Source organism: Spirochaetaceae bacterium (assembly GCA_009784515.1).
GTDB lineage: Bacteria > Spirochaetota > Spirochaetia > WRBN01 > WRBN01 > WRBN01.
Map to the genome: position 1 here is coordinate 1 of WRBN01000062.1, position 12,150 is coordinate 12,150.

Annotated in this window: 15 protein-coding genes; 2 read left to right on the forward strand and 13 right to left on the reverse strand. The window is 42.6% G+C overall.

Annotated elements, in window-relative coordinates; genetic code table 11:
- Window positions 1-218: 218 nt before the first annotated feature.
- From mutL to FWE37_07200, 4 genes are all read right to left on the reverse strand, one after another.
- Window positions 219-1,880 carry a DNA mismatch repair endonuclease MutL gene (gene mutL / locus FWE37_07185; protein MCL2520764.1) on the reverse strand — a complete coding sequence of 554 codons (1,662 nt, stop codon included), beginning with the start codon at window positions 1,878-1,880 and terminating at the stop codon, window positions 219-221.
- An 8-nt stretch (window positions 1,881-1,888) separates the two neighbouring features.
- Window positions 1,889-3,094: a hypothetical protein gene (locus tag FWE37_07190; GenBank protein MCL2520765.1), complete on the reverse strand. Its 1,206-nt coding sequence runs from the start codon at window positions 3,092-3,094 to the stop codon at window positions 1,889-1,891.
- A 111-nt stretch (window positions 3,095-3,205) separates the two neighbouring features.
- Window positions 3,206-3,775, reverse strand: a complete 570-nt coding sequence (locus FWE37_07195) for a YdcF family protein (GenBank protein MCL2520766.1) — start codon at window positions 3,773-3,775, stop codon at window positions 3,206-3,208.
- A gap of 2 nt (window positions 3,776-3,777) precedes the next feature.
- Window positions 3,778-5,028, reverse strand: a complete 1,251-nt coding sequence (locus tag FWE37_07200) for a hemolysin family protein (GenBank protein ID MCL2520767.1) — start codon at window positions 5,026-5,028, stop codon at window positions 3,778-3,780.
- A gap of 207 nt (window positions 5,029-5,235) precedes the next feature.
- Between FWE37_07200 and FWE37_07205 the strand changes: the two genes are divergently transcribed.
- Window positions 5,236-5,814, forward strand: coding sequence for a hypothetical protein (locus FWE37_07205; protein MCL2520768.1), 579 nt, complete (start codon window positions 5,236-5,238; stop codon window positions 5,812-5,814).
- Window positions 5,811-6,317, forward strand: a complete 507-nt coding sequence (locus tag FWE37_07210; protein ID MCL2520769.1) for a nitroreductase family protein — start codon at window positions 5,811-5,813, stop codon at window positions 6,315-6,317. Before FWE37_07205 ends, FWE37_07210 begins: the two co-directional genes overlap by 4 nt.
- Before the next feature lie 73 nt (window positions 6,318-6,390).
- Here FWE37_07210 and FWE37_07215 read toward each other — a convergent pair whose 3' ends face one another.
- The 9 genes from FWE37_07215 to FWE37_07255 form a co-directional block, all read right to left on the reverse strand.
- A complete protein-coding gene (locus FWE37_07215; GenBank protein ID MCL2520770.1) occupies window positions 6,391-6,960 on the reverse strand; it encodes an MBL fold metallo-hydrolase in 570 nt (189 codons plus the stop codon).
- Between the two features lie 161 nt (window positions 6,961-7,121).
- The gene (locus tag FWE37_07220) at window positions 7,122-7,490 is read right to left on the reverse strand and encodes a hypothetical protein (protein MCL2520771.1); all 369 of its coding nucleotides are present in this window, start codon (window positions 7,488-7,490) and stop codon (window positions 7,122-7,124) included.
- A 90-nt stretch (window positions 7,491-7,580) separates the two neighbouring features.
- On the reverse strand, window positions 7,581-8,189 hold the full coding sequence (locus FWE37_07225; protein ID MCL2520772.1) for a class I SAM-dependent methyltransferase: 609 nt from the start codon (window positions 8,187-8,189) through the stop codon (window positions 7,581-7,583).
- Between the two features lie 29 nt (window positions 8,190-8,218).
- Window positions 8,219-8,812, reverse strand: coding sequence for a GyrI-like domain-containing protein (locus FWE37_07230; protein ID MCL2520773.1), 594 nt, complete (start codon window positions 8,810-8,812; stop codon window positions 8,219-8,221).
- A gap of 19 nt (window positions 8,813-8,831) precedes the next feature.
- On the reverse strand, window positions 8,832-9,410 hold the full coding sequence (locus FWE37_07235) for a DNA-3-methyladenine glycosylase I (GenBank protein MCL2520774.1): 579 nt from the start codon (window positions 9,408-9,410) through the stop codon (window positions 8,832-8,834).
- A 16-nt stretch (window positions 9,411-9,426) separates the two neighbouring features.
- The gene (locus FWE37_07240; GenBank protein MCL2520775.1) at window positions 9,427-9,753 is read right to left on the reverse strand and encodes a DUF1905 domain-containing protein; all 327 of its coding nucleotides are present in this window, start codon (window positions 9,751-9,753) and stop codon (window positions 9,427-9,429) included.
- Window positions 9,707-10,606, reverse strand: a complete 900-nt coding sequence (locus FWE37_07245; GenBank protein ID MCL2520776.1) for a hypothetical protein — start codon at window positions 10,604-10,606, stop codon at window positions 9,707-9,709. Before FWE37_07245 ends, FWE37_07240 begins: the two co-directional genes overlap by 47 nt.
- A gap of 66 nt (window positions 10,607-10,672) precedes the next feature.
- Window positions 10,673-11,530 (reverse strand): 16S rRNA (adenine(1518)-N(6)/adenine(1519)-N(6))-dimethyltransferase RsmA, encoded by an 858-nt coding sequence (gene rsmA, locus FWE37_07250; protein MCL2520777.1) that lies wholly within the window; start codon window positions 11,528-11,530, stop codon window positions 10,673-10,675.
- Window positions 11,531-11,559: 29 nt separating this feature from the next.
- A partial coding sequence (locus FWE37_07255) for a hypothetical protein (GenBank protein ID MCL2520778.1) occupies window positions 11,560-12,150 on the reverse strand: 591 nt, incomplete at its 5' end.

Here is a 12,150-nt window from a genome sequence, read left to right on the forward strand (position 1 = left end):
CCGGCAAGCCTTGCCCTTGTGCATTTATGGCTATTAGTAATAAAGTTATAGTTAATATTTTTTTCATAGTAATAGTTTAACATAGTTTGCGGTTAAAGTAAAGCTAAAATATTAAAGTTTGGCAGCTATAAAGGGATAGGTACCATAAGTAGGGATTAAGAAGTAAAAATTAAAAGATGAAATTGTTTACTTCTTAATTTTTAATTATTAGTTATTAATTAAACAATGCGCTTGATTAACTTATAAAGTTGCTCGCGCTCCAGCTCTATCCACACCGGGCGGCCGTGCGGGCAATACGGCTCGGGCAAAGCAAAGGTTTGTTCTATAAGCTTTAAGGCGGCGGCGGGCTCTAGGTATTCGCCTTCCTTAATGGCGGCCCGGCAGGCTAAGCGGGCATAAAGCTCGCGCTTTAACGAAAGATTATTATTAAGCCAATAGCGGCATAACTCTTCGTTAAATTGATTGGGAGCAGCTAATATTAATAAATAATTATCTATTAATTGCAGCCTAATGGCCAGTTCGGCTATTTCATCTTGTTTTAATTTAAATAACGTGAGCTCATCGTCGGTTAGATAAATTTTAATGGGGTTTAACAGGGCTTCGTTGGGCGGCGGACTGGCGATAAGCTCATCATAAAGTACCCGCTCGTGGGCGGCATGTTGGTCTATTAAGTACAGGTTATCTTCCCATTCTACCAATAAAAATACGCCCATAAGCTGCCCCAAGTAACGCCAAGCGGCGGTAAAGCTTAAAGGCTCTTCTTTTTTGGCGGCGGTTAAAACGGGGCTGTCGGCAACTCCTTGAGCGATGGGAGACGGTACCAGCAAAGTGGTAAGATTAAAATTTAAATGCGGCGTACTAGGATGAGCTTCATCTTTATAATTGCTTATACTGCCGGGTTGATGCAGATTATTTATTTTATTGACTAAAGCTTTGTGGATTTTATCAAGGTTATGCAGTTTAGCCTCGCGCTTAGCAGGGTGAATGTTAAAATCGGCTAAATCGGCCCGCACTTTAATAAAGGCAAAAACAATAGGAAACTGCCCGGCTACCAACAACGAAGAGTAAGCATAATGGATAGCTTGCAGCAAGCTGTACTCCATAATGCGGCGGCCGTTAATATAAATATGCATATAACGCCTATCGCCGCGATAAAGGCCGGCAGTAGCGGTAACCAGCTGCAATTCGAAGCCGTCTATATCTAATAAATGATTGTTAGATAAATAATTAGCCTTAATACCTAACTCGCGGCCATAAATTTGTACGGTACGTTCCAATACCGTAGCGGCTTTGTAATTAAATTTTTGCCGGCCATCTATGGTAAAGCTAAAACTAAGTTGTGGAAAAGCTAAGGCTTTTTCAAAAAAAACTTTTTGGCATTCGGTAGTTTCGATGCCGGCGCTCTTTAAAAAACGGCGGCGAGCAGTAAGGTTATAAAAAATATCGCTTACTTTTACCGCCGTGCCATAACTAAAGGCGGTGGGCTCGATGGCGATATTTTGGCCATCGCTGCGTAATAAATAACCATCGCTGCCTTTAACCCGGCTGCGTATTTGTAAATAACTACAGGCGGCCATACTGGCCAGCGCTTCGCCCCTAAAGCCCAAGCTGTAAATAGATTGTAAATCGTAAATGGTTTTAATTTTACTGGTGGCATGCGGCATAATGGCGCGCTCAAGGTCGGGCCGGGTTATACCTTCGCCGTTATCAATTACTTCTATACTTTTAATGCCGCCTTGCTCAAGGTAAACGGCTATCTCGCTAGCTCCGCTATCGATGGCGTTATCCAGCAGCTCGCGCAGGGCGGCGGCCGGCCGCTCGATAACTTCGCCGGCGGCAATCCGGCTGGCATCTTGTTTACTTAAAATATTTATCTTCATAATGGTTATTACCTAAATAAATTAATAAAAAAAGCAGAAATTAAATTATGGTTAATAAACAAAGTGATAATTAAATTATTAAAAAGCGGTATAACTACGGCAATAACTACCGGCAGTACCAGCCATGCTTGGGGTGCCGGTCCTTTTTTTTCTATCACACTGGCCATATTGGCAATGGCGTTGGGGGTTTGGCCAATACCCACTCCGCAGTGGCCGGCCGCTATCACGGCGGCTTCGTAATTACGGCCGCACAACCTAAAGGTAACTAAATAGGCAAAAAACATCATTATTATTACCTGTACCAACATAATAACTAACATAGGCAAGGCTAAATTAATAATTTGCCCAATATTTAAAGTTGCCAAAGCTAAAGCTAAAAAGATATTTAAACTAATAAAACGTACCGCATCGATATTGGCCAGTCCTAAATCTTTTTGCCGCCCATCGGCTAAGTTGCGGATTAAAGCCCCGCTAAACAGGCAGCTAATATAATACGGTAAAGTAAAATCGGGGATTAAATTAACAAAATACGATATGATAGAGCCTAACCCGCCGGCCAAAGCAATAGTTATTATAGCATTAAAAATTTTGTCATTATTTAACAATATTTGCTGTTGATTTTGGGCTTGGGTATCTTCGCCGCTGCTGCTTAAATTGTAGCGTTTAATTAGTTTAAAGGCTACCGGGCCGCCGGCCAAGCTGCCTAAAACTAAGCCTAGTGTAGCCATACCTAAACCTACAGCGGTGGCGCTATAAGCCCCTAAACTTTCCATTACCGGGCCGTAAGCCGCCGCCGAGCCGAGCCCGCCCGATAACGATACCGAGCCCATTGCCAGCCCCAGTATTGCCGGCAGGCCAAAGAGGCTGGCTAAAGCTATACCGATAAAGTTTTGGATAATTATCATTAACACTAAGGCTACGGCTAAGCCTAAAGCTACCTTACCGCCCTGCTTTAACACCTTTAAGCTAACAAAAAAGCCGGTAGCGGTAAAAAAAAGATTCATAAAAAAATCTTGGATAGTGCCGTTGGGTACTATCCTAATATCTTGAAAAGTTAAACCATAAAAAAACAAGCTAAAAATTAAGCCGCCAATTACGGGGGAGGGGATAAAATATTTTTGTAATAAGCGGCTCTTTTTTTTAAGAGCTGTACCTAGTAAAAAACTAATACAAGCTAAAGCAACGGTTTGCAACATATCAAGGTGTACAATCATGGCTTTTAGCTTAACAGGTATTAGCTTAAATGTCTAGCATTACAAAGGCCGCCTTTGCAGGCGGTAGTTAATAGTTGCGCTGAGGCTAAACTGGCCAATTTAAAGTAATCTTTACTCGCGGTAAAATAAACCGTAAGCCAGAAAAGCCGCCACCTCGCGCAAGTAAAAAGGGCGGCGTTCGGCGGCTCCGCTAAAGCTCATGGCCGGGTAGTTAAGACGGCCGGCCACTAAACTAATACGTGCCAAATGCGAATTACTAGAAACTGCAATAACACTGTTAAAGTTATGCCGGCTAAGCAGCGGCCGGCTAAAAAGCATATTTTGCCACGTACTATGTGAATTATCCTCCATAATAATGTTAGTTTCGTTTACTCCGTGTAACATTAGGTAATTACGCATTAATAAAGCTTCGCTGTAAAGCTGGCCTTCGCCGGTGCCGCCGCTTACAATAATATACGGGGCATACCCTAAACGGTAAAGTCTTAAGGCCTCGTCTAAACGGTTGCCCAGCATTGTGCCGGTCCTAACCGCATTACCGCCGGCATAACCGCCAAATACCATAATAACATCGCTGGGGCTGGCTTTATGAAAACGGTTAAAGCTAATGATATAACTAAAAGTTAGTAAAAAGATTAATAAAATAGCTACCATAGCCACAATAAACAGTTTAATCGTTCGCATATTTATAAATTATCTTCGGTGGAAGTAGGGTAAAACCGCAAACTTATAATACGGTTATTTTGCATAGTCTCTATCTTAAAGCGGCCTTCGCCGGGGATATCTACCACTTCGCCGTCTACCGGTAGTTTGTCCAAAGCCTCTATAATATGGCCGCTAATGGTATTAACATGCTTATTACCGCCAATATTATGGCCTAATTGCTGCTCTAGCCAATGCAAAGGCGTATCACCTTGCAGCCGCCAGCTGCCATCGTCTAGCCTTTCGGTTTTAAGTTCGGCCTCTTCGTTTTCATCGTAAAGTTCGCCTAATATTTCTTCTAGTACATCTTCGCGGCTAACAATACCGGCTAAGCCGCCGTATTCATCTAACACTATCGCTATATTCAAAAGATGGTTTTTAAAGACTTTTAATAGCTCGTCTAGCCGCATACTGGCCGGTACAAAAAGCGGGGCCAGCATAAAATCGGCTAAAAGGGTGGTCTCTTCATCGGCGCTATAGCGCTGATAGACATCGCGCTGCATAACTATACCGATGATATTTTCGGACGATTCGTTGTAAACCGGAATACGTGAGTAGCCTTCGCTAATCACTTTAGGTAAAGCTTCGGCCACCGTTAAAGTAGCCGGTAAAGAAAAAACATCTTTACGGTGCGTCATAATGGCACTGGCGGTGGAACCGGCCAATCTAAAGATATTATGCACCACCTCTTTTTGATAAGTGGCTACTTCACCGCTTTTTTCGCCCACATTAATTAAATGAAAGATGTTTTCGCGGGCAAAAACGCGTTTTTTATCGCCGAACAGGCGATTAATTAGCTGGGCAAAAAGTGAGATAAACCAAATTAAAGGCGCAAAGATGATTGTCATGGGTAAAATGAGCAAACTAACAAATTTGGCGGTTTTTTCGTTATGGGCATAGGCAATTTGCTTGGGCGAAACCTCGCAAAAAATAAGCACAAATAAGGTAAGGGCAATGGTAGAAAAAACGACGGCGTTTTGCCCCCAAAAGTTAGTTACAATAATAACCGTGAGCGAGCTGGTTACCACGTTGGTAAAGGTATTACCCACCAAAATAGCCCCTAAAAATTTATTGGGAGCTTTGGTAAGTTTAGCCAAGCGGCCGGCCGCCTTGTTTTTTTCCTTTTGTAAACCGGCAATTTGTAAATCGGACAACGAAGTAAGCGAGGTTTCGGCAGCCGAAAAAAGGGCCGAAAAGATAAGTAAAATTATTAGGGCAAGCACTAAAGCCATCATTTTAATACTTGCCCCTTATTAACGGAACTTCCATATAGTTAATTTTAACCTACTTACTTTAAGCTGTCAACTGTTATTTTACAATAAGGGCTAATTTGTAATTAGTAAGGGGCGCTTATAGCCGGATAGTTACCTTTTTAATAGAGTGTCTTGACAAAGCAAACTAAACATATTATCATAAATTAAAATGGTTTAAAGAAGGTAACTATGCGTTTAGGGTTAGGTTTTATCTTATTTATTAGCAAATTAGATACGGACGATAACGGTAAAGCTATCACAGCTGCCGGCGGTAAGCTTAAGGCAGTAAACCACTGCGGCATTTATGCCGGCGGCGATACTATTATTGATGCCACCCCAGAGGCCGGCGTTAGCTTACGTCCTTTACCTACTTTTATCCATAACGTTACCCAATTAATCATCGCCGAAATAGCCGACCAAAACGTTGCTGTGCGCTCCTTTACCCGCGCTCAAGATTTTTTAGGCCGTCCTTATAATTACACCTTTTTATCGGGCGCTCAGCATAATCACTGTTATGGCCTTTATTGCAGCCAGTTAATTACCGAAAGCTTTTTAAATGAAGATGGCGGCAGGTTCTTTAAGCTGGCAACACTCAATTTTAGCAGTGATAAATTAGATTATTGGCAAAGTTACTACAAAAAATATAATATGGCTATCCCTTACCACGAAGAAGGCTCGCACCCGCAGCAACTTTTAGAGCAGACAGCTAAATTTAAAGAACTGCAATATATATCCCCCATAATAAATAAAAAAGGAGAAGTACAATGATAAAAGAACTATGGACGCGCCGCAGTATCCGCAGCTTTAAGGATACCCCTATTAAAGATGAAGATTTACGCACCATTTTATCGGCGGGGCTAACGGCTCCCAGCGCTGTGGCCAACTACCCCTTAGAACTGGTAGTTATTAAAAATGCCGAAACAAAGGCTAAAATTGCCGGGTTTTATGAGTTTTCGGGCTTTTGTGTGCAATCGCCGCTTTCGGTATTAGTTTGTTATGATAAAGATAAACGAACCTCTTACTTTAAAGACAGCGATTTTGGCCCGCTCGATGCCTCTGCCGCCGTACAAAATATGTTGCTGGCCGCTACGGCTTTAAACATTGGCAGCTGCTGGACGCACGCTTTATTAAGCGTAGAGGCCTACCAAACTTTACTTAATTTACCTAAAAATATTATTCCGGTAGCTTTAGTGGTGCTGGGTTACACCGATAAAACTTTTGAGCACCAAGATAGGTACGACGAGGCTAAAATTCATCACGATAAATGGTAACTTAAGCCAAAGCAACTATTTAAATAATTATTCCCCTTTATTAAAAATAAAGGGGAATTTAAATAAAAAACGATTATTTTTTAATAAAACCGTAATGAGCGGTAAAAATATAACTAACGCCGGCTATGTCGGTAAGTTTTTTAATATCGTCTTGTTGTTTAACATCGGATTGATTATAAACCGAGTTAAACAGCTGCGGCTTCCCATCTTTTAGGCTCATATTATCACCCACAAAAAGGTAGCTATCGTTAATTAAAAAAGCCACCGAATCTTCTTTATGGCCGGTGGCGGCAATAACTTTAACTTTGAGGCCATCGGTTTCAAAACTATCGCCATCGGCTATAACGGTGGTAGCCAGCTTATTATTTACCGCATAAATGGGTGCAGCGCCAAAAAGCGGTAAAGCCGCTAAATGGTCGCCATGGTCGTGAGTTAAAAGCACGGCTTTAACTTGCTCACCGGTTATAGCCAGCTTGGCTAACTCGGCTTTACTTTGCTCGTTATCGGCTCCGCAATCGATGGCTACATAACCGTTATGGCTTTTTATTAAATAAAAATTAACAAAGCCGTTATTTATAGCCCAAATACCGGGTATTACCTCACCGCTTGGTAAGGGGGTCATCTTTTTTTGTTCGTCGTTCATTTTATTAACTCCTTTAAATAGTTATTATTTATTAACTATAATTTTAACCTAAATTTTAAAAAAGGTAAAGTAATAAAACAACAAAGGTAAAAACGGGTTATGGCCATCCATACAATCAAAACCTATGGGTTTGTCCCGGCGAAGGTTTTTTTATATCGATTTTAAGGTAAAGCCGGTACACCGGCCACATTAACGGTTATTATGCCTTCAAAGCTGTTGCCGTTGCTATCGGGGAGTAAAACATTGCTTACGGCTGCCGTAACTGAAGCGCCGGCCTCCGCCTCTTCGTTACCGATGAGTTCTCTGTTTACTAAAATGGTTACCCTTATTTCGGTGCGGGTAAAAACAGGGATACTGGTTACCACACTATCGCCGGCAAAAAAAGCGGTGGCGGCGCTATCGGCGGCTAACTCTGCCTTATATTTAGCGGGCATTTGATAACCGTTGTCTTGGCCGGATTGTTTACTATTATTACAAGCGAATAATAAGGTTAAAATTAATAATATTAAAAATTTGTTTAGTATTTTCATAACGGTTTCCTTTTTGTTTTAATAGTTTAATAAAAGATAAAGCATACAAAGTTGTTTGTCAATTAAATTAGCGTAAAATATAACTATAAGTTATTTTATAGCGTCTACAATAAAAAGCGAGGCCGCTTGCTTCATAAATAAATTAGCTCCCTCATAAAAAGTTTTGCCGCTAACTTGTTTAAAGCTTAGGTCTTTAAGTTGGTTAATTAATTGAACTTGCTCAAAACCGTTGTGCACTAAATCGCTGCTAACGGCCTCGTTTTTGTTAAAATCGACAATTATTAAATGGCCATCTTGTTTGAGCATAGCGGCTAAAGCCATTAAAACCGACTGGTAATTTTTAATGTGCAGCAAAGTTTGCACCACCATTATATAATCGGCCTGTAACGGCGGCGCACTTTCCTCTTCTAAATTAAGGCATAAAACCTCAGCTTTAGCGGCAGGTATTTGCAGCCGTTTAATTTTTTGCTCAAGCTCTTCTACCATTTGGCTGGAGCCATCGATAAAGATTATCCGCTTAAAATCATTAAGCAGTTGCAGGCCGACCAGCCCGGTGCCGCAGCCGTAATCGATGGCTGTTTTATTACGGCCATCGGCCAATAGTTCCCGAATAGCTGCGGCAATGATGGCGGCTACCTGTTGCCTTTCGGGGCTATCATAGCCGGCGGCCATTTTGTTAAAGTGTTCTATATTCCCCATAATTCTACCTTTTTCTTATAAAAGCTCATCTAATCTTTACGGCAGTAGCGGCAATAAGTGCGGCTTGGCAGGCCATTGGCCTCTGTGCCAAAATCTTCGGGCTTTAACATTTCCATCTCACATGCTTTACATTTAAGCTTTCCTTTAGCAATAGGAATATAAACATCTATTATATTGGGGTTATCGGGATTAGGATAAAATTCGTGCAAGGGGCCAACAATTTCATCTTTTAATACCGCCGGAAGCTGCCAACACACCTCTGCAAGGTCGTCCATTGTGGCGGCAGCCACTACATAACTTTGCGCCGGTATTTGCCACTTTTCCCAACCTATGGGGGCTTTGGCGTTAGCGGCCACCTCGCCGCCGGCAAGGTAAGCAAAGCCCTCTTTTAACTGAGTCGCCGCCGCCATTGCGCCCCAAAATAGCGGCTTGCCTTCGGGGTTTTTTAAAAGCAAAGCGTCTATTTCGGCAAATTTATTGGCGGCCGCCAACTCCCAAAGCGGTTTAATCCAGCTGGAGGGGTTTTGCATAGGCCCTTCACCCGCCATACCCATAACGGTAAAATTATCTTTGTAAAGGCATTTAACCTCTATTTCTTTCCCCGATTTAGCTATAAACGGCATAGATTTACTCCTTTAAATTTTAATAATTTTTTATTATCTCGTTACGCACAAAACAATCTACTAAGTGGTCGTTTATTAAGCCGGCAGCCTGCATAAAGGCGTACATAATAGTGGGGCCTACAAATTTAAAGCCCAGCTTTTTTAAATCGGCGCTTAATTTATCAGCGATAGGACTGGTGGCCGGCATATCTTCCAGCCTTTGCAGCTGATTGATAATAGGTTTATAATCTACGTAACTCCACACAAAGTTGTCAAAACTGCCATATTTTTGGCGTACCTCGATAAAAAGCCGGGCATTAGTGATGGCGCCATTAATTTTTAAACGGTTACGGATTATGCCGGGATTGGTCAGCAGTTCGGCCACTTTGGTTTCATCGTAGGCAGCTACCTTGTGGTAATCAAAGTTATCAAAGGCGGCCCGAAAGGCCTCACGCTTTTTAAGGATAGTTAGCCAGCTTAAGCCGGCCTGCATACCATCAAGGATAAGTTTTTCAAAGAGTTTTTGGTCGTTGTGGATTGGCCGGCCCCATTCGTTATCGTGATAATCAAGATAGATAGGCAAATTGGTTGGCCACGAACATCTTATTTTATTTTCCATCGTAAAACCCTTTTGATTAATTTTTAATTATTAATTCTACTTCTACGCTATCACCGGCTTGCTTGCCAATTTTGGCTCTAATATCTTTGCGGATACCAATAATATAACACACCTCGCCGGCGGCATCTTTTACCCCCATATTAACGATGCTGCCCTCGTAAGGCACGCCGTCAAAGGTGGCTTGCACCTTAAGACGGCCTTTACCGTAAAGCTCTTTAATGTTAAAAGGTACAATAATGTAAGCTCCATCTAGGTCTTCTACTTTTTGGATAACGGCGTTAAATTTATGCATCGTTTTAATTAAAGGTGAGTTGGCCGGCCACGCCGCGTACCATACGCTCAAAACGCCTTAAATCGGCTAAGTCGCCGCTGCTGCGGGCATATTCACGCAGTAAAAAATCTACCATATAAATTTTAAAATCAAAATCAATAGTATTTGCGGCAAAAAGATTGCTTTCATCGGCTTGCTCGCGCCGCAGCTCGTGCAGGGTGGCCATCATGGCTACCAAAGCCTCTACGGTGTTGGTGGTGCTTAGCTCTAGGCTGTGGCTGTGTACCACGCTGCCTTCTTCCGGCAAATTAACTTGATAAGCGCTGCTAAAAGTAAAATTTACGCCGTCGCGCTCTACGGCAGCTCCGTTGGCCGGCAGCCAGAGTTCAAAATGGTAAATTTGCTGGCTGTCAAAACTCCCGGCGATAGGAACAAAAAGCCGGCTTTGTTCATCGGTAAAAATATTGGTTTGCGTGCGGTTAAGCTGCAAAGGCGGCATAAGCTGGTAACCTTGCTGGCTAACCACAAAACCTTCGGTGTTAAGCCTAAAGTTGCCGGCACGGGTGTAAAAGGTATCGCCGCTGGGGCTTTGCAGCCTAAAAAACCCCAGTCCTTCTATAGCAAAATCGGTAAAAACGCCGCCCACTAAGCTGCCTTGCTCTAAAAAATAAGGCTCATCGCTGCCATCGGGCTGGCCGATACTGGTAACCGGCAAGGCTTTGTAACCGATGGTTGCTACCGAAGTTATGTCATCGAGTAAAGCGTTAAAAATATCTTCGCGCGTGGGGCCGTCATCAATATCGATAGCCCGCCACCAAGCAAAACTAGGCGATTGCGTGGCCGATTGCGGAAAGGGCACCACTTGCCCCAGCAGCCATAAAGGGGCTAAAAATAACAGTAAAGCCGGCGGAATAATCTTTTTCATTGCTATAATTATCGCACTTTTTAGGCAAAAATACAAGCCGCTGCGTTTAGGTGGTAACCGCTAAAGTTATTTATTATCAGTTAAATATCCGTTAGTTTTAAGGGCCGTTAAAGCGTGCGCTAGTTGTAAATAAAGCTCCGGCGGATATTCTTCGGCCCGGCCGCTTTCGCTAAAACTAAGCGGTAAGGCCAGTTCTCTTAATTGATTGTAAAAAGGCAGCCGCCCCCAATTGTTTTTTAAAGTTTTACGGCGGCTGGCAAAGGCCGCCCGCGTAAGCTGCTGTAAAGTAGCCGAAACCTCGCCGTCTAGTTGTTTAGGCACCAGCGAAAGCAGCATAGAGTTAACATTAGGCGGCGGATAAAAGGCGCTGGGGCCGATAACGCCCTCGTTTTTTAGCTTAAAGTGGCACCGGCAATAAACGCTAAAGCTGGCATAATTTTTGGTACGCGGGCCGGCCAGCATCCGCTCGCCCAGCTCTTTTTGCACCAGTATAGCCGCCCTGCTTATGGGCTTAGCGGTAAACAAAGGGATAATAGCGCCGGCAATATTGTAAGGTAAGTTGCCAATTAACTTTATAGGCCCGGCTGCCTGTGCCGCCGGCCAAGTAGTTAAAACATCGCCGGCAATAATTTTAAAGCCGTTGTGCCCGCCAAAAAAACTTTCTAAAATTTTAATAAAACTATGGTCAATCTCAAAGACGGTAACTTTAGCTGTCTGCTGTAAAGCTAAGCTGGTCATGGCCCCTAAGCCGGGGCCAATCTCCCATAATTCATCACCGGCCTCAATATTAAGTAGGTTAATAATTTTTTGTCTAATAGTTTGGTTTATTAAAAAATTTTGACCAAAACGCTTAAGGGCATTAGCCTGATAGCTGCCGAGTACGGCCTTAATTTGGCCAATGCTGTTATAATCTATAGCTTGCACAGGGTTAGTTTAAGCTATTTAGCTATCTTTTACAAGGCTGCCGCGTAATCTTTAGGCACCGTTTGGCCTTCTTTTAATATTTTAATGGCGCCGGCTTTTACGCTGGCAGCTAACTCTTTAGAGGTACAGCGGTTAGTTGCTTTAGCTTTTTGTCTTTCCTGAATTACTCTAGTAGATATTTCTTTAGGGTCGGTTATACCGGGTATCGGTATCTCTTTATCGGCCTTGCCCTCAATATAACACAACCTAAATATACGGGCTTGTTCGGCGGTTAGGTAAACAATTTTTACTTCTATTAACTTAACAACCATTTTTTTGTCAACAATAGCAAGCAGCCCTTTAAATTGTAACACCGCCAAAAAGACAGCCGTGCCGGCAAAGATAAACATAACAAAAAGGCTAGTATGCACATGATTAATTATAGAAAAACCCGTTAAAACAGCCATAGCATAAAGAAAGAGCAGGGCATATTCCTGTACATTTTTAAGCTTAGCCGCAAAAAGTAAGGCCAAAATAATACCGGCCCCGCCGGTAGCGGTAAAAGCCCATAACCACAAAACAGTAGTAAGGGCAACAATATAGATAGATTTAAAGTATAAGGCCGCTATAAATAACGGTAC